A 23,582-nucleotide genomic window follows, 5' to 3' on the forward strand; every position below is an offset into this window, starting at 1 on the left:
GGCCTTCCCGTGCCGGCCCGGGCGTGCGAAGCACCGCATCGGTGCTGCTTCCGGAGGTGGGGCGGGGACGCCTCCGCCCGGGATTCCCCGCAGCCGCCGGGTCGGGCGGGAGTGATCGCGGCCGTCGTCAGCCGCGTACGGAGGCTGCCGTCAGATGCCGGGGGTCATGTCGTACGTGATCCACGGCGTGCGCGTGGCCACCTGGTCGTACTTGCCGCGCGCCCGGTAGTTGTCGTCGGCGGTGATCCAGCGGACCACGCTCCAGCCGCGTTCGGCCGCGATCTCGCGCAGCCGGGCGAGCAGCAGGTCCGCCGCGCCCGAGCCGCGCCCGGCCGGGTCGACGAAGAGGTCGTCGAGGAAGCAGCCGACCGTGGCCGACAGGGGGCGGGCGAACGGGCGGTAGTGCGCGAGGCCGACAAGCCGGCCCCCGGCGTCCTCGGCGACGAGGGCCTGCACCTCGTGGCCGGGGTCGTTCAGCCACGACCACACCCGCCCGGCCATCTCCTCGGTCTGCTCGACGCGGTAGAAGTCGGCGTACCCGCGGTAGAGGGCGCGCCACTGCGCGAAGTCCTCCGCGCGGACCGCACGGACCTTGATTCCGGCCGACATGGCTTCACACTCCCGGTTCTCGACGGACGACGGACGCACCTGCCCGGGCCCGGTGCGGTGTCCCCGCCGGTGCCCGTGGTGCCGGTGCCAGGAGACGATCATCCGGGAGGTGCCCGGCCCGGGGTGCCGCCGGGGTGTCGAAACGGTCGGCCGCCGATGTGCCGCGCCGGACAATGCGCCGGAGCCGCTCACCGTGCTCGCCCGGGCCGGAACGCGCCGGGGTCCGGGTTTCGCGATGGACAACACCCGCCGTGTCGGCGATGGTTGCGCGATGGAGCACAAGATCACAGTTGCCCCCGGGACCACCCTCTGGGCCGAGGAGTCCGGCGATCCCGCCGCCCCACCCCTGCTGCTCGTCATGGGAGCGAACGCCTCCGGCCTGGCCTGGCCGGACTCCCTCGTGGCGGCTCTCGCCCGCCGGCACCGCGTCATCCGCTACGACCACCGCGACACCGGAGCCTCCACCTGGTGCTTCGACGAGCGCCCGTACCGGATCACCGACCTGGCCGACGACGCGATCGCCGTTCTGGACGCCCTCGGCGTCGACGCGGCGCACGTGGTCGGCATGTCCATGGGCGGCCTGCTCACCCAGCTGCTGCTGCTCGACCACCCGGACCGGATCCGCACCGCCACCTTCATCGGGACCATGCCCCTGGACGGCGGCCCGGCCGGGGTCGAGCCCGACCCCGAACTCGCGGCCCTGTGGAACACCATGGCGGACCCGCGCGACCGCGAGGCCGAGCTCGACTGGCGGGTGGAGCACTGGCGGGTGCTGGGCGGCGGGGAGATCCCCTTCGACCCCGAGGAGTTCCGCAGGTCGGAGGAGCGGATCATCGAGCACTCCGGGCGCCACGACTCACCGGTCGCCCATGCCCGGGCCGGTACGGAAGGCCTCGACCGGGCGTCGGAGCTCGCGGGCGTCACCGTGCCGTCCCTGGTCGTCGACGGGCCCCGCGACCCCATTGCCGGGACCGCCCACGCACGGCACCTGGCCGGCCTGCTCGGCCGCGCCCGCGTGGCCACCGTCCCCGGGCTGGGCCACGCCCTGCCGGAGTCGGTGGTACCGCAGCTCGCCGGGCTGATCCTCGAACACACCGGCGGCCGGCAGGGCTGAGCCGGTCACCCGTACGGGCCACCGGTGGATCGATTCGGCTTGGGCCGGACGACGGACCGCACCCGCGGGGCCGTGTCCCGGCGCTCCTGCCCCGGGCTACAACCATGCACGTCAGCGGGCGGTTCCCGTATCGGGCGGCACCTTGCCGGCCCGGTGCGGGAGGCCGTCGCGCCAGCCGAGCCAAGTCCTGGGAGACGTGCATGCCGACCGGCCAGTGGACCGACGAACTGCTCACCCCGATGCGGAAGGCGGGCGATCCGCTCGCGGACGCCGCGATCGAGGAGATCTACGCCCTCGGCCGGGAGGACGAGGTCCGTACCGCCCTCCTCGGCCTGGGCAGGAATTCCGACACCGTCCCGTCCGGCCTCCCGCCGAAGCTGGAGCAGTTCTTCGAGGAGAGCGCCGTCCTGCCCGCCTGGGCCGACCCCGCGCTCATCGACCGCGGCCACGACCTGCTCGGCCGCTACCAGGGCCACATCTGCAGCACCCTGCTGTGCGCCTCGCTCCCCGTCTGCTACGGCTGGGCGTACGGGGCGCAGGTCCTCGACCGCTCCACCCGGCTCACCGCGGGCGTGTTCCGCAGGCTGATGGAGACCGCCCAGTTCGTGGTCGACGTGCTCGACGCCGGAGGCCTCGGCCCGCACGGGCACGGACTGCGCTCGGCGCAGAAGATCCGGCTGCTGCACGCCACCATGCGCTACCACGTCTCCCGGCTGGAGGACTGGGACACCGCCTGGGGCCTGCCGGTCAACCAGGAGGACCTGGCCGGCACGCTCATGAGCTTCTCGGTGATCATCCCGAAGGGGCTGTCCCGGCTCGGAGTGGACCTCCCGGTCAAGGACCGGGACGCCTACTTCCACATCTGGCGGGTCATCGGACACTTCCTCGGCGTCGACGAGCGGCTCAACCCGGTCCGCTTCGAGGACGGATCCGCTCTGCTGGACGCCGTCGTGCGCCGGCAACAGCGCCCCTCGCAGGCGGGTACGGCCCTGACCAAGGGCGTCCTGGACTTCGTCAAGGAGTGCCTGCCGGGGCCGGTGTTCGCCGGGGTCGGTCCGACCCTGATCCGGCACCTGGCCGGCGACCAGGCCGCCGACGTCGTGTCCGTGCCTCCCGCGGACTTCAGCAAGCTCGCGCTGGACGCGCAGTCGCCGCTGGGCTTCGGCTACGGCAAGTCCGGGGACATGGTGCCGCTGGCCGCCAAGGCCTCCGACGAACTGGGGCTGGCCGTCTTCAAGCAGGGGCTCCGCCTGACGAACAAGGGCCGCCGCTACGCATGGCAGGTCCCGACCGGCCTCACCCCCACGTCCTCCTGACCCGCCCGGTCGATCCGGCCGACCGCTCCCCGCCGCGTCCCTCAGGGCCGGATCGCGTCGCAGGCGACCCACAGGTGGCGGGGCCCGCGCAGCACCGCGTTCTGCCGGTACGGCGGCGGGTCCTCCAGCAGCCGCGGGTTCTCCAGCCGCCGGGCCAGCTCGCTCAGCGCCTTCTGCGCCTCCAGTCGGGCCATCGGGGCCCCGAAACAGCTGTGGATGCCGCTGCCCAGCCCGAGGTGCTGGACGTCCCTGCGGTCCGGGTCGAAACGGTCCGGGTCCTCGAACCGCTGGGGGTCCCGGTTGCCGGCGGCCAGCATCAGCCACACCGGCGACCCCTTGGGGATGGTCACCCCGCGCACCTCGATGTCGACGAGCGGGGTGCGTTGCGGCAGCATCTGGACCGGCGGCTCGAACCGCAGCAGCTCCTCCACCATCGGCACCGCCAGCCCGGGTTCGGCACGCAGCCGCCGCAGCATGTCCGGGTTGCGCAGCAGCGTCAGCATCCCGTTGGTGATCAGGTTGACGGTGGTCTCGTGGCCGGCGATCAGCAGCAGCGCGGCCGTGCTGAGCAGCTCCATGGTGGACATGGCCAGGTCGCCGTGGCCGGTGGCCAGCTCGGACAGCATGTCCTCCTGCGGGTGCTTGCGCCGCTCCTCGATCAGCCCGGCCAGGTACATGCCCAGTTCCATCCGGGCGTCGTGGATGACCTTCTCCCGTTCCTCCGCGTTCGCGTCCGGATCCGGGTCCAGGCTCGCCGCGAGGGTGTCGGCCCACACGTGGAACCGGGCCTCGTCCTCGCGCGGCACGCCGAGCAGCCGGCAGATCATGGTCACCGGGAACGGGTAGGAGAACTGTTCGACGAGGTCGATGCGTTCGGTTCCCCCGCCGTTGCCGGAGGTCCCGTTCGCGATGTCGTCGATCAGCCCCTTGACGGTGGCGTCCAGGTCACCGCGCATGTTCTCGATCCGGTGCGGCGCGTGCGGCGGTCCGAACGGACGGTTGGTCAGCCGGCGCAGCCGGTCGTGTTCCGGCGGGTCCAGCTTCAGGAAGCTCGGCGGCAGGGCCCCGCCCTCGCCGACCTCGTCCTCCTCGCCCAGCGGGTCCGCGCCGCCCGACGTCCGGTTGCGCGCGTCGGAGCTGAGCCGCGGGTCGTGCAGCAGGCCGCGGATCTCGTAGTACGTGCTGACCACGTACGGCCCCTCGCCGTCGTAGAAGACCGGCGTCTTGCGCAGCTCCTCGTACAGCGGGTACGGGTTGGAACGGTTGGCGTAGTCCAGGATGTCGGTCAGGATGCCTTGTTTCATGACGGTTCCTCCGGAGGGCGCGCGGGTCGGTCAGTGCCCGGCGGGGGTGAACGTCATCCGCCGGTCGGCCGGCGAATACCCGCTGAGGGTCACGGTCGGTCCGTGCGTGGGAACCGACGGGTCGGGGAAGTCGGCGTCCATCGGCCGGCTCCCCTCGGAGCGCCGGTCCATGGTCGGGAACGGCGGCGGGAACGGCGCGGTCAGCTCGATCTGCTTCTCGTAGAACTCCAGCCAGCGCGCGTTGTCGAAGGTGACCGCACCGATCACCCGGCCCTGGTACCCGTACACCCCGGTGAACCGGCGCTCGGCGCGCGAACCCTGCGTGATCATGATCTCGGTGCCCATGGACGGCACGCCGACGGACTTGATGTTCACGCCGAACTGCGAGGACCAGAAAGCCGGGACCCAGATGTGCGGACGCCGGTCCGCGCTCTCGCTCATCATGTTGTGGGCCGCGGTCTCCGCCTGGCAGACGGCGTTGCCCCAGTGCTCCAGCGACAGGAACTGGTAGCCGAACAGCGGGTGCGGGGACCGGGCGACGTCCCCGGCCACGTAGATGTCGTCGGTGACGATGCCCATGATGTCGAAGGCCCGGCAGCCCGCGTCGCAGGCGATGCCGCGCGGACCCGCGCCCAGTCCGGAGCCCATCAGCCACTCGGTGTTGCGCTGCGCGCCCAGGCAGACGACGACCACGTCGCACTCCACCGTGGCGCCGTCGGACAGGTGCGCGGCACGGACCCGACCGGTGGAGTCGCCCTCCAGTCCGGTCACCATCACCCCGGTGCGCAGGTCCACCCCGTGCTCCTGCTGCAGTTCCATGGCCACCTGGCCGATGACCCCGCCGAGCGCACCCACCAGCGGGGCGGCAGCGCGTTCGGCGACGGTGACCTCGATCCCGCGCTCGCGGCAGGCCGAGGCGATCTCGGACCCGGTGAACCCGGCACCGATCACCAGGACCCGGCGCGGCTCCGCGTCGAACCGCCGGGCCAGCTCCGCCCCGTCGTCGCGGGTGCGCAGGACGAACACGCCGTCGAGTTCGGCCTCCGTCGGGTTCGGCCAGGGCCGGGCCCGCACTCCGGTGGCGATCACGAGCCGGTCGTACGGCACCTCGTCGCCGTCGGCCAGCTTGACCCGCTTCCCCGCCATGTCCAGCCCGCTGGCCGCCACACCGAGGCGCCATTCGGCGTCGACGGCCCGGCGGCGGGGGAGCGCGGTGCGCTCGGCGGTGGACTTGCCCAGGAGGACCTGTTTGGACAGCGGCGGGCGGTCGTACGGCTCGTACGGCTCGTCACCGACCATGGTCAGCGAGCCCTTGAAACCCTTCTCGCGGAGGGTCTCGGCGGCCCGCAGGCCCGCCAGCGAAGCCCCGACGACGACGATCCGGCCGCTGTTCTTGAGCTGCTCCAGCGCCGATTCAGGCATCGGAGGCCTCCAGATCCTCGACGAGGATCGCCTGGACGGGGCAGGCCGCGGCGGCCTGGGCCACGCGCTCGCGCTGGGCGGCCTCCGCCTGCGGATCGTAGAGGAGTCCCTCGTCCCCGTGCATCGCGAAGACGTCGGGTGCCAGGAAGGCGCACTGCGCGTACCCCTGGCATCGGTTCAGGTCGACGACAAGCCTCAGCAAGGTACGGTCCTTTCGGTGGCCCCCTCGGCTTCCCGGCCAGTGTGGGGGGCGCGGCCGGGAACGGCCCGTCAGACGGAGCCGTTGGAGTGAGGTGCGCGCCGCGGCCCCCGCCGGGCGACGAGCAGCACGTACAGGCTGATGACGAGGGCCCAGACCGGGAACACCAGCTCCAACCAGGGCGCCGAGGCGCCCACCACGAGCAGGGCCAGCCCGACGAGGTACCCGAACGCGTTCAGCGGGCGCGGGAGGACGCCGAGCCTGCGCCCGATGGCGGAGGTCGCGAAGACGAAGACGGCGGCCATCCGCATGGCGTACGTGGTCAGCAGCGTGTACGCGAAGTGGCGGCCGAAGGACTCCGGCTGGCCCTCGGCGAGCACCGTGCCCGCCGCCGCGGTGGCGCCGAAGAGCGCGGCGACGAACACCAGCCCGCTGCCCAGGAACACGGTCGCGAGGAACCGGTCCTCGGCGTCCCCCGTGTGCGCGCGCAGCGCCCCCATGAACCACAGGAAGGCGATGCCGGCGAACGGGACCATGTGGACCGCAGCGCTCAGCGCGCTCTGCTCGCCCTCGTCGAGGACGAGGTCCTCCCCGCCGCCCCCCGACGGCAGCGCCGTCCGGACGAGGACGATCGCCGCTCCCAGCATCACGGCGAAGGCCACCCCGGCGAACCCCGCCGCCCGCGGTGTGCTCAGACCGCTCTCCCGGGACGTGCCCGGCACGTGTTGTCTCATCCCCCCAGCAAGCCGCCCCGGCCGCCGCGCTGCCAGTGGGACCGCCCGCCCGGGTGACGGAGGCTGCTGCGGCGGTCGGGCCGGGCGAAACCGCTGCGCGGCCCTCCGGCCCGTCGATACGATTTCGGCCACAGGGGCGGCGATTCGGGGGCGGCATGGATGCCTTGTTACCCAGTGACCCGGTACGCGTGGGCCCGTACCGCGTGGTGGCCCGGCTCGGCAGCGGCGGAATGGGCCGGGTCTACCTGGCCCGGACCCCGGGCGGGCGCAGTGTGGCCGTCAAGGTCGTGCATCCGGAACTGGCGGGCGATCCGGAGTTCCGACGCCGCTTCGCCCGCGAGGTGGCGGCCGCCCGAGCGGTGGACGGCAGGTTCACCGCAGCCGTGCTGGACGCCGGGGTCGACGCCGAGACGCCCTGGCTGAGCACGGTGTTCGTCCCCGGCGTGTCACTCGCCGAAGCGGTGGTCGCGCACGGGCCGTTCCCCGAGGCCGCAGCCCTCGCACTCGCCCGCGGACTGGCCGCGGCCCTGGCCGCCGTCCACGCGGCCGGGCTCGTCCACCGCGACCTGAAACCGTCCAACGTCCTGCTCGGCCCCGACGGCCCCCGCGTGATCGACTTCGGCATCTCGCGGGCCACCGAGGCCAGCGTCCTCACCCGGACCGGGACGACCGTCGGCTCGCCCGGCTTCATGTCCCCGGAACAGGCGAGCGGCGCGCCGGTGGGGACGGCGTCCGACGTGTTCTCCTTCGGCGCGGTGCTCGCGTACGCCCTGACCGGCGCCAGCCCCTTCGGTACGGGCGCCACCCCGGCCCTGCTGTACCGGGTCGTGCACGCCGAGCCCGAACTGGCCGGCATCGCCGCCGTACCGCTCGCCCTGATCCGGCGCTGCCTGGCCAAGGACCCGGCCGAGCGGCCCACGCCCGCGCTGATCCTGGCGGACCTGGCCGCGATCGCGCCGGCCGGCGGTCCGGAGGGCTCCGCATGGCTGCCCCCGGCGGTGGCGCACCGCCTGCTGGCCCGGGCCTCGTCCGCCCTCGACGCGGACTCCGACCCTCGCCTGCCGCCGGCCGCCCCGCCCACCGAATCCGCCCCGCCCCCGCCGCCGCCCCCGCCCCCGTCGCCGGCCTCGCCCCCGTCCCCGTCGCCGGCCCGGCCCCCGGACCCGCGCGTGTACGGTCCGGCACGCGCTCCGCACGCCGCAGCGCCCCCGCCCGGACGCCCGGAACCGACGCGGCGGGACGTCCCGCCCCCGGCCCCCGCGCCCCCTTTGACCGCGCCGCCGGCGGACCGCGACACCGCCACCGTCCCGGCCACCCCACCGCCGCCCACCCGACCGCGCCGGCGCCGGAGGGGGCTGCTCCTCGCGACCGTGGCCGCGGCGGTCGCGGCGGCCGTGCTCGGCGGCTTCCTGATCCACGCGAACAGCGACCCGTCCGACGATTCGAGTTCGTCCTCTTCGTCCGCGGACTCCACGGACGAAGAGGACGACGGGACCGGCGACGACAGCGACCCCCTGGCCGACTGGACCGTCGAAACCGAGGCGGACGTCCACCTGCCCACCGGCTACGGCATCGATGCCACCGCCCCCTCCAAAGCGCGCAAGGGCGACTCGTACGACCTCAACCTGTCCACCGCGTGGGTCCTGTCCGCCGGCGAACTCCTGGTCCTCGACTCCTCGGACGACCCCACGCCCGGGGACTGCCTGGACGAGGACCGGGACTCCGACTACGGCACGTCCGTCGAGAACGCCGACTGGGGCGACGGCGACCTGATCTGCGTCCGCGTCGACAGTGACCAGCTCCTGGTCCTGAGGGTCGACGACATCCCGGACGGCCACACCTACGCCGAGGGCCACGCCAAGGTCTGGCAGCGCACCTGACCCGCAGGGGTCAGTAGACGAGCTTGTAGCTGACGTCGTGCGGGACCGGCTCGGGGGCGGCCTCGGGGTAGACCAGGCGCATCTTCGTGAAGCGGTGCGTGCCGGGCTGGTCGGTCCACGGCTGCGGGTGGCTCAGGGTCACCTGCACCGGGTAGGAGCGGAAGCGGCCCGCCGCGCAGTACGGTCGACAGTCGTTGACCATGTCGGTGCCGGTGGCCGTCGCGGTGTCCCGGCCCCACGTGTGCCAACGCAGCCCCACGAGACGGTTGTTGCCGTCGCCGCAGGCCAGCAGGTACTCCTCCGGGCGCACCTGCGGCTCCTCGAAGCAGTCGACGACCACGACCGGCGCCTGCGCGGGAGCAGGGGCGGAGCCGGGTCCCGGGCCGGCAGCGTGGGCCGCCGGTACGGATGCGACGGCGAATGCGGTTGCCGCGCAGAGGAGTGCCGCGGTCCGAGCCCGGGCGGCGATCCTGCCGGTGCGTCGTCGGGTGCCCGCTGTGTCCACGAGACCCCTCCTTAGCCCTTGCGTCCCGCCGCGGCGACGGCTGTGCCACGGCCACCGCCCAGCTTCCCCCATCGGAGCCCGGTCCGCACCCGCAGCCCGTCGCCGGGGGCCCGGGGCCGCCCCTTTTAGGAGGTTTCCGGCGCCTCGAACCGTACTGATCCGGTCAAGCTGGATGGCCGTTCGGTGAACCGCGAGCAGCCAACAGCAGGTCAGGAGCCCCAACTCGGCCCGTTCGACCCTCCGTCACCGCGCGTCGACGGCCGGCTACGCAGCGGTCGCACCCCGTGTGAGCTGCCCGAACGTCCGGTCGGTATCCGATATCCGAACGCGGTGTCCGTAAATCGGCCGTGCATATGCGACCGGCCTTCGGGTCCGGCAGACTCGGCCACGCCGGAACGCGATATCGCAAGAAAGTATCGCGCTCAACCTTTGAATCGAAAGTTGGTCCTGTCGTGCGTTACCGCTTCGCTGCCGTCTCCGCCGCCGCCCTCCTCTGCGTGGCGGGCGCCACGGGTCTGGCGGAGGCCAAGCCCGCAAGCCTGTACGCCCCGTCCGCCATGGTCTTCGCCGTCGCCAAGGGGGACGACGCCGCCACCGCCACGTTCCTGCGCGCCTCCACCCTCAGCTGCGCGCCGAGCGCCCAGGGCACGCACCCCGACCCCAAGGCGGCGTGCGCGGCCCTGAAGTCCACCGACGGCAACCTCGACCGCCTGCTGTCCACCCCGAACCCGGACCGCGCGTGTCCGATGCACTACGACCCCGTCACCGTGACCGTCGACGGCGTCTGGGAGGGCAGCCACGTCTCCTGGAAGCGCACCTTCTCCAACAGCTGCGCCATGAACGCCACCCTCAACGGCAGCCAGGTCTTCGTCTTCTGACCCGACCTCGCGGCCGGCCCGACCGCCACGGGCCGGACCGCCCCCCACCCGACCGCGCCTCAGCAGGCGCGCACCGGCTGGAGGTTGTGGACGAACCGGGCCGAGACCCAGCCGTTGACGCCCTGGAGCCGGTACCAGTCCGGGTTGCCGTCCACCCAGCCGCCCCGCTTCTCGCAGTCGAGCAGCACGTACTGCTGCGGACGCAGCTTCGCGACCACGTCCGAGTACACCGTCGGCTTGCTGCGGACCTTCAGGTCCACCCGGGAGACCACCATCCCCTGCGGGTGCCCTGCCCGCGCGGCCACGCTCCCGGACGCCGCCGGAGCGGACGTCCCGTCCGCAGTCGCCGGGCCTGCCGCCGTCCAGCCGCCGGCCCCCAGCACCGCACCCGCCACCAGTGCGGACACCGCTGCCGCGTTCTTCCCCATCCCGTACTCCTGCCCCGCGCGTGGACACCGGACCGCGACGCCCGCCTGCCCCGACTATCCGCGCCACGGCTGCGGGTGGGCCCGGGACACGCCCGGACCCACCCGCACGGAGGACCGCGCGCCGCACCGCGGAGGGGCGGCAGCGGCAGGGCGGCTCACCAATAGTGTTTACGGCCCGCCACAGCATGTCCGGCCGCGCCGAGCACCCACAGCACCACGCCAATCAGTACGAGGATCAGGCCGATCGTCCACAGGATCGATATCCCGAAGACGAAGCCGATGATCAGCAGAATCACTCCGAGCACAATCACGAGAACCTCCTCGCGGCCTACGAACGGGACGCCCTGCGTCTACCACCGATCCGCCCGGGCATGCCTGCGTGACGCGGAATATCCGGGTCCTGTCCCGCTTGTCCGCGCACCGGAGATTCGTTCGGGCGGGGAGGGGACACGGGCCGTTCTGCGGGACACAATGGTGACGGCCGGGTCGGGGGAAGGCTGGGGAGGGCGCTGATGGGTCGGGCCGTGCGTTTCACGATGCTTGCCGTACTCGGGCTGCTGGTGGTGCTCGCACCGCTGTACGCCCCGTACTTCAGCACGATCATGGTGTGGGAGCTACGGAAGGCGTTCGCCTGGCTGGCGCCGGCCGTGGCGGCCGTCGTGGCGCTCGCCCTGCTGCCGTGGCTGGTCAGCCTCGTGCGCCGGGACAACCGGGGCGTCCCGGCGGGCGAGGGGGTCAAGATCCTCGGGTGCCTGGGCGTCATCGCGGGACTGGCCTTCGGTGTGGGGTGGCTGGTCTACGGGTCGTACCTGCAGGACCGCGCCTACATGGCGGGCACGCAGATCGTGACCGACGCGGTGCCCGACCTCGCGGCCCGGTCCCCGTACGTGGTCGGCAAGGCGCAGGCCGCCCCGCACCTGGGCGATGTCACCGGTGAGATAGCGGACATCACGTATCTGCCCGATGCGGACCGGTTCGCCACCCTGGTCGAGCGGCGCGGCTGGCTGACCGGATACGAGGTCGGCCTCGTCCAGGAGGTCCCGCTCGGCGGGGGCGGCCGCTCCCAGCAGCGCTGCACGTTCGACGTGGACGTGGCCGACGCCCGCATCGGCGGCTGGTTCGGCCACAACCTCGGCCGGAAGATATCCGCGCAGAAGCGGTGGCTGCGCTTCGAGGCCTCCGACGCCTACGTCACGTGCTCGGGGGACACCCCCGTCGTGGTCGTCCCCCTCAAACGGCAGACGGGGCTCCTGACGGTGACGGAACGTCCCGCCGGAGTCGCCCTCTACGACGGGCGGACCGGAAAGCTGACCCTCACCACCGACACGGCCGACGTCCCCGGCTCCTCCTACCCGAAGAGCCTCGCGGCCCGGCAGCGGGAATCCACCGCTGCCGTCGGCAGCTTCGCCGACTGGTGGTTCGAGCGCAGCGGCTGGGACGCCTCCGAGGACGGCGCCAACGAGGGCAACGAGTCGGAGTTCACCCTGCGCTACCGCGACGGGTCGGGGCGCAGCGCGTACGTCACCCCGCTCACCCCGCAGGGCGAGGCGAGTTCCGTCGTGGCCGTGTCGACGGTGCCGACCCGGCACCGAGGCGGCGGGCTGGCCCCGCTGACCGTCCACCGGCTCAACCCCACCTGGTCCTCGCCGAAATCGATCGTCGCCCTGGTCAAGGCCGAGTACCGGGACGTCTGCTGCTACAACGACGACCAGGTGTTCGAGGTCGTGCCCACCGGCGGCGCCACCTGGACCGCCACCATCGGCAGCGAACAGAACATCCGCTACCGGGTGGAGGGCAGGGGCCAGGTCGGCGGCCGCGAGGTGTCCTGCCTGAAGGCCGCCGACGGCTCGCTCATCCGGTGCGCGTACGCGGCGCCCGGCTCGCCGGAGGAGCAGGAGCTCACGCGCCGCGAGGACGCCAAACCGAAGCAACCGGAGTCGAACGCCCCGCCGGACGTCGGTGACCTCAAGGGCTACAGCCCCGAGCAACTGGCCGAACTCAACCGCCGTGTCAACGAGGAGGTCAACCGCCGTCTCAAGGGCGGCAGCCAGTAGGCACCGTAACGGTCAACGGTCGATGGTTGACGGTCGGTGGTCGGCCGTCGGCCGTCGGCCGTCAGCCGTCAGCCGCCGTCCAGGACGTCGCGCAGGGCCCCGGCGAACGCCTCCGGGTCCCCCTGCTGCCCGTACTCACCGCCGAGGAAGCCCCCGTGGTGGCTGGGGAACGGCGTCAGCCCGACGCCCAGCCCCTCGGCGACCCCCGCCGCGGCCCGCGCCGGGAACTGGCCTTCCGACTCCTTGCCCGCCGCGACGACGATCCGGGTGTCCGCCGCCCGCAGCGCCACGAAGTCCGGCCTGTACGAGGTGCAGCCGCGCATGTTCTGTCCCAGCAGCGGATCCCCGCGCGAGCCGTCGTCCTCGGCCGGCAGCCCGAAGGCGGCCGGGTCCGGGGCGGGCTCGTCCCGCCAGTTCTCCTGGAACGGACCCGTGCGCATGGCCACCGCGAGGAACTTGGCCATCGCCGGCCCCATGCCGTCGCGCAGGTACGTCGTGTGGACGTCCTCGCACACCGCCAGCGCCGCCTCCCGGTCCGGCAGGACCTGCGCCGTCGGCGGCTCGTGAGCGACGAGGGTCCGCACCAGCTCCGGGTGGCGCGCGACCAGCGCCAGCCCGTTGACGGCGCCGCCGCTGCTGGCGAACACGTCCACAGGGCCCACCCCGACGGCTTCGATGACCCTCCGAAGGTCCTCGGCGTGCTCCTCCGGCAGGTTCTCGGCCGCCCCGTCGGTGCGGGCGCTCCGGCCGGCGCCCCGCGGGTCGTACGTGATCACGGTCCGGTCGGTGAAGTACGACGCCAGCGTGCCGAACCCGGCGGCGTCCATCGGCGAGCCGATGAGGAACAGGGCCGGCCGCCGGCCGGTCGGTCCGGCTGCGCCGGCGTCCGCGCCGCGCACGTCGTACGCCACGGTCGCACCCGTCGATTCCAGGGTGCGGGTCACGGTCTCGGTCATGGTGGGCTCCTCCAGGTGAGTGCTGTCGAGAAGACAGACCGGGCCGGCCACCGGAACTCATCGCTCTCCGGCACAGAATTTCTCCCGAGTGGGCAGAAGCCGGCGGATCCCCGCCGACGGGCCGGCAGATCCCGCTGACGGGCGGCCCGCCCCGGACGGTGCCAGGCTGGGAGAGGGCCCCTCCAGCACTCCCGTCACCTTGCGGAGAACAGCCATGACCCATCCAGGGAAGCGTGGCGCGGCGCCGTGCGGGCGCCGCCTGCTCCTGGCCGCCGCCGTCCTCACCGGGGGCGTCCTGCTGGCCGGAGCATCACCGGTCGCCGCCGCAGAAGCCGCAGCCGCAGCCGCCGGCCCGGCCGCCGGGGAGGTCGCCGCCGGCCGGGCCCCGGCGCCCCCGTGCCCCGTCACCCAGCTCGTCGCCAACAGCGCCGACCGGGTGGGTCCGACCCAGGTGCGGATCACCGTGATCAACGAGGGCCCGAGGGCCTGTGTGCTGCAGGGCCACCCCACCGTCGCCCTGGCCGGCCAGGGCTCGCCCAACCGGAACAAGCCCCTCGTCGTCAGCCGCCTGGGCGCCGCCCGGCCGGTGCTGCTGCCCGTCGGCGGCAGGGCCGAGACCCGCATCTCGTTCACCCCGGTCCTCGGCGAGGCCGGCGGGTACTGCCACTCCGGCGGCGAGCCGACCGTCGCGCCCTCGATGGTCGTGGGCGTCGCGGGCGGAGGGCTCCAGCTGGCACCGGCGGACGGCGGGGACTTCGCACTGTGCGGCACCGTCGTGAAGGCCACCGCCTTCCGGGCGTCGTCCTGACCCGGCCGCCCGACCGCCCGACCGCCCGAGCGCTGACCGGCTGACCGAATGCCCGTGCCCGCGGGCCCGTACGCGCTCCGGGTGACCCGCGTCTCACCTGGCCCCGCCCGCTTGTCTATGCAACGAGTTGCATAGCAGGATCGCAGTATGGCGCTCGACCACGCGATCCTCGTCTCCCTGCTGGAGAAGCCGGGCTCCGGCTATGAGCTGGCCCGCAGGTTCGACCGGTCCATCGGCTACTTCTGGACGGCCACCCACCAGCAGATCTACCGCGTCCTCAAGCGCATGGAAGCCGACGGCATGCTCGCCGTCCGCGAGGTCCCGCAGCAGGGCCGGCCGGACAAGAAGGAGTACTCCGTCGCCGGCCCCGGCCGGGCCGCGCTCTCCCGCTGGCTGCACGACCCGATCGAACCCGAGAGCCTGCGCCACGACCTCGCCGTGAAGATCCGCGGCGCGGCCTTCGACGACCCCGCCGCGCTGATCGCCGAGGTCGAAAGGCACCGCCGGGCGCACGGCGACCGCCTCGCCCACTACCTCGCCGGCGAGGTCCGCGACTTCACCGGACCCGAGGCCCCCGCACCGCTCGACGCCGGCCGGGAACTCCAGCACGTCGTGCTCCGCGGCGGCATCGCCTACGAGCGGATGACCATCGCCTGGCTCGACGACGTCCTCGCCACCCTGCACCGGCTCGGCGCGGTACCGCCGACCGCGACGACCGACTGAACCGCACCACCACCTCCCGCGCGCACCGCTCGGCTCCACCCCTCGACACCCGACCCCTCGGAAGGCGAACCTCCATGACCGATCCGCTGCTGTTCAACCCGCGCACCTACGACCCGGCGCACTTCGACCCCGAGACCCGCAGGCTGCTGCGCGCCACCGTCGACTGGTTCGAGGAGCGGGGCAAGCGCAAGCTGATCGAGGACTACCGCTCCCGGGCCTGGCTGGCCGACTTCCTCGCGTTCGCCGCCAAGGAGGGCCTGTTCGCCACGTTCCTCACCCCGGCCTCCGCCGCCCGGCAGGACGACCAGCGCTGGGACACCGCCCGGATCGCGGCCCTGAACGAGATATTCGGCTTCTACGGCCTCGACTACTGGTACGCCTGGCAGGTGACCATCCTCGGTCTCGGCCCGGTCTGGCAGAGCGACAACGCCGCCGCGCGGGGCCGCGCCGCGGAACTCCTCGCCCAGGGCGAGGTGTTCGCCTTCGGCCTCTCCGAGAAGAGCCACGGCGCCGACATCTACTCCACCGACATGCTGCTGGAGCCGGACGGCAACGGCGGCTTCCGGGCCACCGGCTCCAAGTACTACATCGGCAACGGCAACGCCGCGGGTCTCGTCTCCGTCTTCGGCCGCCGCACCGACATGGAGGGCCCGGACGCGTACGTCTTCTTCGCCGCCGACAGCCGCCACCCGAACTACCACCTCGTGAAGAACGTCGTCGACTCCTCCAAGTACGTCAGCGAGTTCCGCCTGGAGGACTACCCCGTCGGCGCCGAGGACGTCCTCCACACCGGCCGCGCCGCCTTCGACGCCGCCCTCAACACCGTCAACGTCGGCAAGTTCAACCTGTGCACCGCCTCGATCGGCATCTGCGAGCACGCGATGTACGAGGCCGTCACCCACGCCCACAACCGCATCCTGTACGGGCGTCCCGTCACCGCCTTCCCGCACGTGCGCCGCGAGCTGGCCGACGCCTACGTACGCCTCGTCGGCATGAAGCTGTTCAGCGACCGCGCCGTCGACTACTTCCGCACCGCAGGCCCCGACGACCGCCGCTACCTGCTCTTCAACCCGATGACGAAGATGAAGGTGACCACCGAGGGTGAGAAGGTCATCGACCTCATGTGGGACGTGATCGCCGCCAAGGGCTTCGAGAAGGACAACTACTTCGCCCAGGCGGCCGTCGAGATCCGCGGCCTGCCCAAGCTGGAGGGCACGGTCCACGTCAACCTCGCGCTGATCCTCAAGTTCATGCGCAACCACCTGCTGGAGCCGGTGGAGTACCCGGCCGTCCCGACCCGCCTCGACGCGGCCGACGACGACTTCCTCTTCCGCCAGGGCCCGGCCCGGGGCCTCGGCTCCGTACGCTTCCACGACTGGCGGCCCGCCTTCGACGCGTACGCCGAGGTGCCGAACGTCGCCCGGTTCCGCGAGCAGGCCGACGCGCTGTGCGAGTTCGTCGCCACCATGGCCCCCGACGAGCGGCAGAGCCGCGACCTCGACTTCCTGCTCTCCGTCGGCCAGCTGTTCGCCCTGGTCGTGCACGGCCAGCTGATCCTGGAACAGGCCCGCCTGACCGGTCTCGACCAGGACGTCCTCGACGAGCTGTTCTCCGTCCTCGTCCGGGACTTCTCCGGCCACGCCGTCGAGCTGTACGGCAAGGACTCCGCCACGGCGGAGCAGCAGGCCTGGGCGATGGGTGCGGTCCGCCGCCCGGTCGTCGACGAGGCGCGCGCGGCCCGTGTCTGGGCCCGCGTCGAGGCCCTGTCCGGGGCGTACGAGATGGCTCCGTAACCCCACGGGGAACGGGCGGCCTCCCCGCGCGATGCGGTGGAGGCCGCCCGGAACCGCTGCCGCCGTTCCCCCGCCCGCTCAGCCGATCAGCCGTCGGTTCCAGGTCAGCGGGGTGACCGTGATGGCCTGGCCCGGGTCGCCGTCCCACGAGGTGGCCAGGCCCGCGCGGGTGAGGGCGGCGACGACCTCCCGGCCGACCGCGGCGGTGCTCCCGGACGAGCCGTCGAAGCCTCCGTACAGCAGGTTGAGGCCGTGTCCGGCCGCCGCGCCGTCCGTGCACTGCATGTGGAAGTACACGAAGCCGCGGGCGTCCGGGCTGCCCGCCGCGCCTATGTCGCCGTTGCCGCAGGTCCGGCAGCAGGCGAAGTGCTCGCGGGCCGTGATCCCCGCCGCGTCCAGCTCGGCGAAGGCCCGGGACAGCCGCTCCGGGTCCGTCTCGCCCTTCCAGCCGGCCTGCTCCTCGACCCGCTCCCGCCACATCCGGTCGGCGAGCGCCACGGCCTGGGCCGGGGAGACCGGCCGGCGGTCCCCGGACACCAGGTACTCCTCGGCCGCCTCGGCGACCTCGGCCCGGGTCGCGTAGCCGGCCCGGAGCACGTCGCGGACCTGATCCTCCAGCAGGCGCCGCTCCTCCTCGTCGAGGGCGAGCGGCGGCACCGGCTTGTCCGGCGGGAACTCCAGCCGGTCCCAGGCGAGCCCGGCGTCCCAGCCGTCCCGGCGCCCGCCCGCCCAGGCAGTGATGGCCGATATGACCGCCTCGGGGGTGCGGACCGAGGTCTGGAAGTGCCGGTCCTGGCTGTCGGCGCGGTGCTCCAGCGTGTAGTCCTCGCCGGTGCTGTGCCATACCTGGATGAAGAGGTCGGGCAGGTCCGGAACCGCCTGGACGACCAGGAAGTGGTCGCCGTCGCCGCCGATCCGGTGGACGAGCGCCGCGAGTTCCCCCTCGGCGGGCCGGACGTGCCGGGACCCGGCTTGGGTCAGGATCGTGATGTCGAGCATGGTGCCACTGTGCCAGGCGCCACTGACAACGGGATCAGGCCGTCGTCTGCGTCAGACCAGCGCCTTCGTCAGTAGCTCCGTAGTCTTGACGATCAGGTCGTTGTCGCGTGGCGCGGTCGCCTCCGGCCTGGTGGTGAGGACGGCCAGCACCACCGGCGGCCGTCCCGGCGGCCAGGCGATGCCCACGTCGTTGTTGGTCCCGTACGAGCCGGCGCCGGTCTTGTCACCGAGGGCCCACTCCGGGGGCACACCCTTGCGCATGCGCTCGCTGCTCGTGGTGTTCGACAGCAGCCACCGGTTCAGCTGCTCGCGGTGGCGCGGGGACAGCGCGTTGCCGAGGGCGAGCCGGGTGTACGTCAGTCCGATCGCGCGGGGGCTGGTGGTGTCGGTGACCCGGTCGGGCTCGGCCGAGTTCAGCGCGGGCTCCCACCGGTCGAGCCGGGTGGTGCGGTCCCCGACGGACCGGCAGAAGCGGGTGACCGCGGTGGGGCCGCCCAGCTCGCGGAGCAGGAGGTTCGCGGCCGCGTTGTCGCTCTGGGCGATGGCGGCGGAGCACAGCTCGGCCACGGTCAGGCCGTTCGCGATGTTCTCCTCGATCTGAGTGATGTCACCACCGCCGGCGTCCGTGACGTCCTGCTGCGTGTAGTGGACGCGTGTGGCGAGGTGGCTGCCGTCGTGGTCGAGGTCCCGCATGACGGCCGCCACGGCGACGGTCTTGAACACCGAGCACATGGGGAAGAGTTCGTCGGCGCGGTGGAGGACGGTACGGCCGGTGGCGGTGTCCCGTGCGTACACGCCCAGTCGTGCCCCGTGCGCGCGCTCCAGCTCGCGCAGCTGTGCCACGACGCCCCCGGCGTCGTACGGCGAGGCGGCACGGGCGGTGCCCGCCGGCAGTGCCGCGGCCAGCGCCGCACCCGCCCCGGCGGTCAGCAGCGTGCGACGGGACGGCGTGGTTCCCGGTGTCTTCACGTCAGCCTCTCCTCTGTCTTGCTCGTGGTGGTCGGTCACGTGACAGGGAGGACGCCGAGCAAGATCATTTCGGTTCCAGGGGATCCGCGGCCGAGGGCGTGCGCCGGCCGGCCCGCGCGCCCCCGCCCCGCCGCCGCCGCGCGGCGAGCCGCCCTACGCCCGCCCCGGCCCGTACAGCAGGGCCTCCAGGCCGTGCGCGGCGGCCGCGCCGACGAAGTCCTGCCAGCCGATGGCGCCGTCGCGGTCGGAGTCGATCAGCTCGAAGGCGGCGGTCGCGTCCCGTCCGGGCACGCCCTTGAGCTTCCGCCACATGGTGAAGTCGTGGAGGTCCATCAGTCCGTCGCCGTCCCGGTCGGCCACCGTGAACTGCGCGTGCAGGACCGCCATCACCTCCGGCGAGCCGGCGGGTGCGCCCGAGGTCGACTCCGAAGCGGGCAGGGAGGCGAACCACTCCCGGTACTCCTGCCGGTCGATCCTCCCGTCGTGATCGCGGTCGACCAGCTCGGCCTGCCGCTCCCACAGTGCCTGGTTCGCCTCGATCAGCGCGCGCCCTTTCGGTGCGCTGGGCCCCATCCCGTACGACTGCAGCAGCTGCTCGGCGCTGCCCCGGTAGTCCTCCGCGGTCAGCACCCCGTCGCCGTTCGTGTCCAACCGGTCGAAGATCTCGTCGGCCACCGCCGCCTTCTTGACGCTCATGCCGGGAGGGTAGGCCGGTCCGCCGCGCGAGCCCGTCGATTGACGCGCCCGGGGGCGTGTCCCGACGGTCGAAACCATCGGAGTGTACTGGTGGTACACCCTGGTGGTGTGTACCGTGGGTGCATGACTCCGCTCCCTCGCTTCCACCGCCTGCCGACCGAGCGGCAGGCGGCGATCCTCGCCGTCGCGCGCACGCACTTCGCCGAACACGGCCCCGCGTCCGCCTCGTACAACAAGATCATCGAGGCTGCCGGCTTCTCCAAGACCGCCGCCTACCAGTACTTCGACGGGCGCGAGGACCTGCTGGCCGCGGTCCTCGACGACGTCCTCGACCGTCTCCTCGCCGTCCTCGGGCCCTGGACGCCGGCCCACGACGAGGCGGAGTTCTGGCACCGGCTGGAGACCGGCTCACAGGCGCTGGCCGCACACCTGCACGCCCGTCCGGACGATCTGGCCCTGGCCGACGCAGCCATCGGACGGGCCCGCGGCGGCGCCTGGCAGGGCTGGTTCACGGCCCTGGTCGAGGACGGGCAGCGGCTCGGGTTCATCCGGACGGACGTGGACCGGTCCCTGCTGGCGACCGCCACGGCGGCGGTGATGCGGGCCGCCGACGAATGGGCACTGGCCGGGCTGCGCGGGCAGCAGCCGCAGGCGCCATCGCAGGCGCCGGAGGGTGAACGCGTACCGGACGGCGACCGGGTGCGGCAGGGCGAACTGCCGGACGGCGGGCAGGTCTGGAGCCTGCTGCGCGGACTGTGGGCGACCGACACGAAGGACGGAAGGGGCCGACGTGCGCACTGATCTGACGGTCGACTGGACGATACCGCCGACCTCCCGGGGGCCGGCCGGACGCCTCGAACGCTTCATGGGGCCCGGCAAGTCCCGCTCCGAATCGGCGGTGGAGCTCGCCGGCGCGGGCGGGTGCGCGGTGCTGCTCGCGGCCGGGCTGTGGACGTCGGACGTCCACCGCGACTGGACCGGCCTCCAGTGGGCGCTGGTCGTCCTGATCGCCCTCGACCTGCTCGGCGGCATCCTGACCAACGCGACGAACGCCGCCAAGCGCTGGTACCACCGCCAGGACCCCGGAGCCCGGCGCGCCCGCCTGGTCTTCGTCGGCGCGCACGTGCTGCACCTCGCGGCGATGGGCCTGCTGGTGCTCGACGGCGATGCCGACTGGGCGCTGGGAAACGCCGTCCTGCTGCTGTCGGGCGCCGCGGCTGTGGAGTTCGCGCCCGTCCACCTCAAGCGCCCGGTGGCCGTGGCCGTCTACAGCGCCGCCGTCCTGGTCGACCTGTTCTGGTTGACCGTGCCCGCCGCGCTGGTCTGGTTCGCACCGCTGTTCTTCCTGAAGCTGCTGGTGTGCCACCTCGTGCCGGAGGCGCCGCTGGAGCGGCGGCGCGATGTCTGAGACGCACGCGGGCCGGGGTGGGGGCGGCGGCGAAACGGGATCCGGCCCCGGCCGTCCCGGTCGCGACGACGCCCCGTCGCCCGCGCGGTGCGCGCCCGTACTCGCGGCCGCGTTCGCCCGCGAGCCGGCCACCGCGTGGATCTCGGGCGGTTCCGCCCGGGTGCGCGGGGCGTGGTTCGCAGCCACCCTGCGGACGCACGCCACCGTCCCCGGAGCCCGCCGCCACCTGCTGGCCGACCCCGGCGGCCGCCCCGTCGCCGCCGCCGTCCTCACCCCGCCCGCCGCCGTGCCGTCGGGCGCCGCACGGGCGGCCTTCGCGGCCCGCACCCTGGCGCACTGCGGCCCGCGCGCCCTGGCCCGGACACTGCGCTACCTGCACGCCACGGAGTCCGAGGCCCCCGCGGGCGCCTGGACGCTGGAGTTCATCGGGGTCGAGCCGGGCTCCGTGGGGCGCGGCGCCGGTCGCCGGCTCCTCGAGCACGCGCTCCGGGCCACCCCCGCGCCGGACGGCATCTTCCTGACCACCGCCGACGGCGCCAACGTCCCGTTCTACCACCGCTTCGGCTTCACCACGCTGCGCCGGCTCACGGTCGGCCCGCTGGAGACCACCGCGATGTGGCGACCGGTCGAGCCACTCGTCGGCCCGGCGCCGTGGCGGTGACGCCGGTTCGAACGGTTTCGGCCGATGAGCGGCAGCGGGGCCGGTCGGGCGCGCCGGCCCGACCCCCGGCGGGCGTCAGTTGTTCGAGCCCACGGTGTTGTCGAAACCGGCGTTGAACACGCCGTCGCCGGCGATCTGGAGCCAGTCGCCGAAGACGAAGGTGTACGAGGTCGGCTCCAGGACGGTCACGTTCACGTCGGCGCTCGCGGTGCCGACGGCCCCGAAGGCGATGGCGGCGGCGGCAACGGCGGCGAAGGCGGAACGAAGAGAACGCATGGGCACACCTTTCGGGAGGAACAAGGGCAAACGAGACCGTAGGAGTGCGGGTGGTCGCTGTCGCGGCGTCTGCCCGCGCGAGGACGAGTCCTATCCGAATGGCCGAGTTGCAGCGCCTGCGTTCCGCACCGTCCGACGGGAGCGGCTACGGTGCCTTGATCCAATTCTCCCGCAAGCCGTCGGAGGCCCCACCGTGACCACGGACGACACGCAGCCCAGCCTGCACATCCTGCGCACCCTGCTCGCCGAGAGCCGACTCGGCATCCTGGCCACCATCAAGTCCGACGGCCGCCCGCAGCTCTCCCCGGTCATGCCCCACTACGACCCGGAGACCAACACCCTCTACGTCTCGATGACCGAGGGGCGCGCCAAGACCGCGAACCTGCGCCGCGACCCGCGCGCCACCCTGGAGGTGACCAGCAGCAACGGCCGTTCCTGGGCCACCGCCGAGGGCGTTGTGACCCTCACCGGCCCGGGCACCGACCCCCACGGCCCGGAGGTCGAGGCGCTGGTGGCCTACTACCGCAGCGCCGCGGGCGAACACCCGGACTGGGAGGAGTACCGGTCCGTGATGGTGTCCGACCGCCGCGTCCTGATGACGATGACCGTCGACCACGTCTACGGCGCCGTCCTCGGCTGAGCCCCGATCACGCGATGAGCAGGCGGAGGCCCAGGTCTGCCGCTTCGAGCTCGGCGAGGTCGCCGTTGCGCTCGGCCCACCGGCCGGAACGGAGGTCGTCACCGAGGTTCCGCACCGCCCGCTGCTCGGCCTCCGGGCCGACCCTCGTCCACACCGACATCGCACGGCGCACGTGGTCCTCCAGGTACGCCGCCGGTCGGCGCCAGTACGCCTCGAACAGGCCGTCGGCGCAGTCCCACGGGACGGGCACCGGCTCAGCGCGGGCGCCGATCGCGTCGGCCATCCCCGCGAGCGGGGGGAATCCTGCGAGGACGGCGGCGAACTCGGGCAGGTAGTCGCGGGTGAGCCAGAACCGGTCCTGCCATCCGGGCTCGTCGGTGTCGAACGTCAACACCACCACGCGGCGGGCCACGCGGCGCATCTCGCGCAGCCCTGCTAGCGGGTCCCCCCAGTGGTGCACGGTGGAGACGGCCATCGCGACGTCGAAGGAGCGGTCCTCGAACGGCAGGCTCTCCGCGGCGGCGGCCACGCACGGTGCCGAGCCGGCAGGCCGCTGCCCCCGCATGACCGCCGACGGTTCCACCGCGGTCACGTCGCGATCAGCAGGCTCGTAGGAGCCGGTGCCGGCCCCGACGTTCAGCACCGTCTGCGCGTCGCCGAGCGCGTCCCAGATCTGCGCGGCGATCCGCGGCTCGGTTCGCCGTGTCGCGGGGTAAGCGTCGCCGATCGCGTCGTACAGCCGTGCTCCGAGCATCTCCAGTTGCTCCTCCGGTGTCACCGTCAGTCCCTTCGCCCGTGTTTCGAGTTCCCTGTCGATGGCCGCCACCATGGCGTCGGCGCGGTCACGCCGCTCCAGCAGCAGGCCGCGCAGTCGGCGCAGGTGTGCGACCGCGTCGGTGGACGAGTCGCCGACCAGTTCCGCGACTTCCCGCAGACCGAAGCCCAGCCGCCGGTAGGCCAGCACCTCCCGCAGCCGCTCCACGTCGCCCGCCGAGTAGGCCCGGTACCTTGCCGCGGTCCGCGCCGAAGGACGCACGAGCCCGATCTCGTCATAGTGATGCAGCGTGCGGACGCTCACCCCGGCCAGCTCGGCCACGCGTCCCACGGTCCAGTGATCCTCCACGGCACCGACTGTGCAGCCTGACGTCACGTGAGGGTCAAGAGCCGCCCTCCCAGCCGGAGCAGAGGCCGCACCCGCTCCCCCCGTTCC

Annotated in this window: 26 protein-coding genes; 12 read left to right on the forward strand and 14 right to left on the reverse strand. The window is 73.2% G+C overall.

Annotated elements, in window-relative coordinates:
• Nucleotides 1-150 precede the first annotated feature (150 nt).
• Nucleotides 151-609: a GNAT family N-acetyltransferase gene (locus ACZ4VL_RS22400; protein ID WP_468202626.1), complete on the reverse strand. Its 459-nt coding sequence runs from the start codon at nucleotides 607-609 to the stop codon at nucleotides 151-153.
• 271 nt (nucleotides 610-880) lie between these two features.
• Here ACZ4VL_RS22400 and ACZ4VL_RS22405 point away from each other — a divergent pair, with 271 nt between their 5' ends.
• A complete protein-coding gene (locus ACZ4VL_RS22405; protein ID WP_468202628.1) occupies nucleotides 881-1,723 on the forward strand; it encodes an alpha/beta fold hydrolase in 843 nt (280 codons plus the stop codon).
• A gap of 200 nt (nucleotides 1,724-1,923) precedes the next feature.
• Nucleotides 1,924-3,039, forward strand: a complete 1,116-nt coding sequence (locus tag ACZ4VL_RS22410) for an oxygenase MpaB family protein (RefSeq protein WP_468202629.1) — start codon at nucleotides 1,924-1,926, stop codon at nucleotides 3,037-3,039.
• Nucleotides 3,040-3,080: 41 nt separating this feature from the next.
• On the opposite strand, the gene ACZ4VL_RS22415 is transcribed toward ACZ4VL_RS22410, so the two are convergent.
• The 4 genes from ACZ4VL_RS22415 to ACZ4VL_RS22430 all read right to left on the reverse strand — a co-directional run bounded on the left by ACZ4VL_RS22415 (nucleotide 3,081) and on the right by ACZ4VL_RS22430 (nucleotide 6,698).
• Entirely contained in the window at nucleotides 3,081-4,343 is a 1,263-nt protein-coding gene (locus ACZ4VL_RS22415) for a cytochrome P450 (protein ID WP_468202631.1), read from the reverse strand.
• Nucleotides 4,344-4,373: 30 nt separating this feature from the next.
• On the reverse strand, nucleotides 4,374-5,765 hold the full coding sequence (locus ACZ4VL_RS22420) for an NAD(P)/FAD-dependent oxidoreductase (protein ID WP_468202633.1): 1,392 nt from the start codon (nucleotides 5,763-5,765) through the stop codon (nucleotides 4,374-4,376).
• Nucleotides 5,758-5,964, reverse strand: coding sequence for a ferredoxin (locus ACZ4VL_RS22425; protein ID WP_219667234.1), 207 nt, complete (start codon nucleotides 5,962-5,964; stop codon nucleotides 5,758-5,760). Before ACZ4VL_RS22425 ends, ACZ4VL_RS22420 begins: the two co-directional genes overlap by 8 nt.
• 71 nt (nucleotides 5,965-6,035) lie before the next feature.
• Complete coding sequence (locus tag ACZ4VL_RS22430; protein WP_468202636.1) at nucleotides 6,036-6,698, reverse strand: hypothetical protein; 663 nt, start codon at nucleotides 6,696-6,698, stop codon at nucleotides 6,036-6,038.
• A gap of 188 nt (nucleotides 6,699-6,886) precedes the next feature.
• On the opposite strand from ACZ4VL_RS22430, the gene ACZ4VL_RS22435 reads away from it, so the two are divergent.
• Nucleotides 6,887-8,578 (forward strand): serine/threonine-protein kinase, encoded by a 1,692-nt coding sequence (locus tag ACZ4VL_RS22435; protein ID WP_468202639.1) that lies wholly within the window; start codon nucleotides 6,887-6,889, stop codon nucleotides 8,576-8,578.
• A gap of 10 nt (nucleotides 8,579-8,588) precedes the next feature.
• Here the strand turns inward: ACZ4VL_RS22435 and ACZ4VL_RS22440 are convergent, their stop codons facing one another.
• The gene (locus ACZ4VL_RS22440) at nucleotides 8,589-9,083 is read right to left on the reverse strand and encodes a hypothetical protein (protein WP_468202641.1); all 495 of its coding nucleotides are present in this window, start codon (nucleotides 9,081-9,083) and stop codon (nucleotides 8,589-8,591) included.
• Nucleotides 9,084-9,535: 452 nt separating this feature from the next.
• Between ACZ4VL_RS22440 and ACZ4VL_RS22445 the strand changes: the two genes are divergently transcribed.
• Nucleotides 9,536-9,961 carry a subtilase-type protease inhibitor gene (locus ACZ4VL_RS22445; RefSeq protein WP_385804023.1) on the forward strand — a complete coding sequence of 142 codons (426 nt, stop codon included), beginning with the start codon at nucleotides 9,536-9,538 and terminating at the stop codon, nucleotides 9,959-9,961.
• Between the two features lie 59 nt (nucleotides 9,962-10,020).
• Here the strand turns inward: ACZ4VL_RS22445 and ACZ4VL_RS22450 are convergent, their stop codons facing one another.
• Entirely contained in the window at nucleotides 10,021-10,389 is a 369-nt protein-coding gene (locus ACZ4VL_RS22450; protein ID WP_468202645.1) for an SH3 domain-containing protein, read from the reverse strand.
• A gap of 155 nt (nucleotides 10,390-10,544) precedes the next feature.
• Nucleotides 10,545-10,700: a DUF6131 family protein gene (locus ACZ4VL_RS22455; protein WP_468202648.1), complete on the reverse strand. Its 156-nt coding sequence runs from the start codon at nucleotides 10,698-10,700 to the stop codon at nucleotides 10,545-10,547.
• Between the two features lie 201 nt (nucleotides 10,701-10,901).
• Between ACZ4VL_RS22455 and ACZ4VL_RS22460 the strand changes: the two genes are divergently transcribed.
• Nucleotides 10,902-12,443 (forward strand): hypothetical protein, encoded by a 1,542-nt coding sequence (locus ACZ4VL_RS22460; RefSeq protein WP_468202651.1) that lies wholly within the window; start codon nucleotides 10,902-10,904, stop codon nucleotides 12,441-12,443.
• A gap of 68 nt (nucleotides 12,444-12,511) precedes the next feature.
• Here the strand turns inward: ACZ4VL_RS22460 and ACZ4VL_RS22465 are convergent, their stop codons facing one another.
• Entirely contained in the window at nucleotides 12,512-13,399 is an 888-nt protein-coding gene (locus ACZ4VL_RS22465) for an alpha/beta fold hydrolase (RefSeq protein WP_468202653.1), read from the reverse strand.
• Nucleotides 13,400-13,613: 214 nt separating this feature from the next.
• Here ACZ4VL_RS22465 and ACZ4VL_RS22470 point away from each other — a divergent pair, with 214 nt between their 5' ends.
• From ACZ4VL_RS22470 to ACZ4VL_RS22480, 3 genes are all read left to right on the forward strand, one after another.
• Nucleotides 13,614-14,207, forward strand: a complete 594-nt coding sequence (locus ACZ4VL_RS22470; RefSeq protein ID WP_468202655.1) for a DUF4232 domain-containing protein — start codon at nucleotides 13,614-13,616, stop codon at nucleotides 14,205-14,207.
• A gap of 147 nt (nucleotides 14,208-14,354) precedes the next feature.
• Entirely contained in the window at nucleotides 14,355-14,930 is a 576-nt protein-coding gene (locus ACZ4VL_RS22475) for a PadR family transcriptional regulator (protein ID WP_468202657.1), read from the forward strand.
• A 74-nt stretch (nucleotides 14,931-15,004) separates the two neighbouring features.
• Nucleotides 15,005-16,723: an acyl-CoA dehydrogenase family protein gene (locus ACZ4VL_RS22480; RefSeq protein WP_468202660.1), complete on the forward strand. Its 1,719-nt coding sequence runs from the start codon at nucleotides 15,005-15,007 to the stop codon at nucleotides 16,721-16,723.
• A gap of 78 nt (nucleotides 16,724-16,801) precedes the next feature.
• Here ACZ4VL_RS22480 and ACZ4VL_RS22485 read toward each other — a convergent pair whose 3' ends face one another.
• From ACZ4VL_RS22485 to ACZ4VL_RS22495, 3 genes are all read right to left on the reverse strand, one after another.
• Entirely contained in the window at nucleotides 16,802-17,722 is a 921-nt protein-coding gene (locus ACZ4VL_RS22485; RefSeq protein ID WP_468202663.1) for a DUF6891 domain-containing protein, read from the reverse strand.
• Between the two features lie 51 nt (nucleotides 17,723-17,773).
• The gene (gene bla, locus ACZ4VL_RS22490; RefSeq protein WP_468202666.1) at nucleotides 17,774-18,691 is read right to left on the reverse strand and encodes a class A beta-lactamase; all 918 of its coding nucleotides are present in this window, start codon (nucleotides 18,689-18,691) and stop codon (nucleotides 17,774-17,776) included.
• Nucleotides 18,692-18,844: 153 nt separating this feature from the next.
• A complete protein-coding gene (locus ACZ4VL_RS22495) occupies nucleotides 18,845-19,387 on the reverse strand; it encodes an EF-hand domain-containing protein (RefSeq protein ID WP_468202669.1) in 543 nt (180 codons plus the stop codon).
• A gap of 123 nt (nucleotides 19,388-19,510) precedes the next feature.
• On the opposite strand from ACZ4VL_RS22495, the gene ACZ4VL_RS22500 reads away from it, so the two are divergent.
• Genes ACZ4VL_RS22500 through ACZ4VL_RS22510 form a run of 3 tightly spaced genes read left to right on the forward strand, consistent with a single transcriptional unit; the run spans nucleotide 19,511 to nucleotide 21,456 of the window.
• The gene (locus ACZ4VL_RS22500; protein WP_468202672.1) at nucleotides 19,511-20,188 is read left to right on the forward strand and encodes a TetR/AcrR family transcriptional regulator; all 678 of its coding nucleotides are present in this window, start codon (nucleotides 19,511-19,513) and stop codon (nucleotides 20,186-20,188) included.
• Complete coding sequence (locus ACZ4VL_RS22505) at nucleotides 20,178-20,795, forward strand: hypothetical protein (RefSeq protein ID WP_468202674.1); 618 nt, start codon at nucleotides 20,178-20,180, stop codon at nucleotides 20,793-20,795. Before ACZ4VL_RS22500 ends, ACZ4VL_RS22505 begins: the two co-directional genes overlap by 11 nt.
• Entirely contained in the window at nucleotides 20,788-21,456 is a 669-nt protein-coding gene (locus ACZ4VL_RS22510) for a GNAT family N-acetyltransferase (RefSeq protein WP_468202677.1), read from the forward strand. The genes ACZ4VL_RS22505 and ACZ4VL_RS22510 overlap by 8 nt, the downstream gene beginning before the upstream one ends.
• A 75-nt stretch (nucleotides 21,457-21,531) precedes the next feature.
• On the opposite strand, the gene ACZ4VL_RS22515 is transcribed toward ACZ4VL_RS22510, so the two are convergent.
• Entirely contained in the window at nucleotides 21,532-21,732 is a 201-nt protein-coding gene (locus ACZ4VL_RS22515) for a hypothetical protein (protein ID WP_468202678.1), read from the reverse strand.
• A 193-nt stretch (nucleotides 21,733-21,925) separates the two neighbouring features.
• Between ACZ4VL_RS22515 and ACZ4VL_RS22520 the strand changes: the two genes are divergently transcribed.
• Nucleotides 21,926-22,372: a PPOX class F420-dependent oxidoreductase gene (locus ACZ4VL_RS22520; protein ID WP_468202681.1), complete on the forward strand. Its 447-nt coding sequence runs from the start codon at nucleotides 21,926-21,928 to the stop codon at nucleotides 22,370-22,372.
• Nucleotides 22,373-22,379: 7 nt separating this feature from the next.
• Here the strand turns inward: ACZ4VL_RS22520 and ACZ4VL_RS22525 are convergent, their stop codons facing one another.
• Nucleotides 22,380-23,477, reverse strand: a complete 1,098-nt coding sequence (locus tag ACZ4VL_RS22525; RefSeq protein WP_468202704.1) for a MerR family transcriptional regulator — start codon at nucleotides 23,475-23,477, stop codon at nucleotides 22,380-22,382.
• Nucleotides 23,478-23,582: the final 105 nt, after the last annotated feature.

The sequence above is a fragment of the Streptomyces sp. NPDC029014 genome, from assembly GCF_055564695.1.

Coding starts and splice junctions, on each gene's coding strand:
- ACZ4VL_RS22475 (WP_468202657.1), top strand. CDS start 14,355: ATGGCGCTCGACCACGCGATCCTCGTCTCCCTGCTGGAGAAGCCGGGC.
- ACZ4VL_RS22470 (WP_468202655.1), top strand. CDS start 13,614: ATGACCCATCCAGGGAAGCGTGGCGCGGCGCCGTGCGGGCGCCGCCTG.
- ACZ4VL_RS22410 (WP_468202629.1), top strand. CDS start 1,924: ATGCCGACCGGCCAGTGGACCGACGAACTGCTCACCCCGATGCGGAAG.
- ACZ4VL_RS22405 (WP_468202628.1), top strand. CDS start 881: ATGGAGCACAAGATCACAGTTGCCCCCGGGACCACCCTCTGGGCCGAG.
- ACZ4VL_RS22500 (WP_468202672.1), top strand. CDS start 19,511: ATGACTCCGCTCCCTCGCTTCCACCGCCTGCCGACCGAGCGGCAGGCG.
- ACZ4VL_RS22450 (WP_468202645.1), bottom strand. CDS start 10,389: ATGGGGAAGAACGCGGCAGCGGTGTCCGCACTGGTGGCGGGTGCGGTG.
- ACZ4VL_RS22515 (WP_468202678.1), bottom strand. CDS start 21,732: ATGCGTTCTCTTCGTTCCGCCTTCGCCGCCGTTGCCGCCGCCGCCATC.
- ACZ4VL_RS22485 (WP_468202663.1), bottom strand. CDS start 17,722: ATGCTCGACATCACGATCCTGACCCAAGCCGGGTCCCGGCACGTCCGG.
- ACZ4VL_RS22400 (WP_468202626.1), bottom strand. CDS start 609: ATGTCGGCCGGAATCAAGGTCCGTGCGGTCCGCGCGGAGGACTTCGCG.
- ACZ4VL_RS22415 (WP_468202631.1), bottom strand. CDS start 4,343: ATGAAACAAGGCATCCTGACCGACATCCTGGACTACGCCAACCGTTCC.
- ACZ4VL_RS22495 (WP_468202669.1), bottom strand. CDS start 19,387: ATGAGCGTCAAGAAGGCGGCGGTGGCCGACGAGATCTTCGACCGGTTG.
- ACZ4VL_RS22465 (WP_468202653.1), bottom strand. CDS start 13,399: ATGACCGAGACCGTGACCCGCACCCTGGAATCGACGGGTGCGACCGTG.
- ACZ4VL_RS22510 (WP_468202677.1), top strand. CDS start 20,788: ATGTCTGAGACGCACGCGGGCCGGGGTGGGGGCGGCGGCGAAACGGGA.
- ACZ4VL_RS22480 (WP_468202660.1), top strand. CDS start 15,005: ATGACCGATCCGCTGCTGTTCAACCCGCGCACCTACGACCCGGCGCAC.
- ACZ4VL_RS22430 (WP_468202636.1), bottom strand. CDS start 6,698: ATGAGACAACACGTGCCGGGCACGTCCCGGGAGAGCGGTCTGAGCACA.
- ACZ4VL_RS22460 (WP_468202651.1), top strand. CDS start 10,902: ATGGGTCGGGCCGTGCGTTTCACGATGCTTGCCGTACTCGGGCTGCTG.
- ACZ4VL_RS22420 (WP_468202633.1), bottom strand. CDS start 5,765: ATGCCTGAATCGGCGCTGGAGCAGCTCAAGAACAGCGGCCGGATCGTC.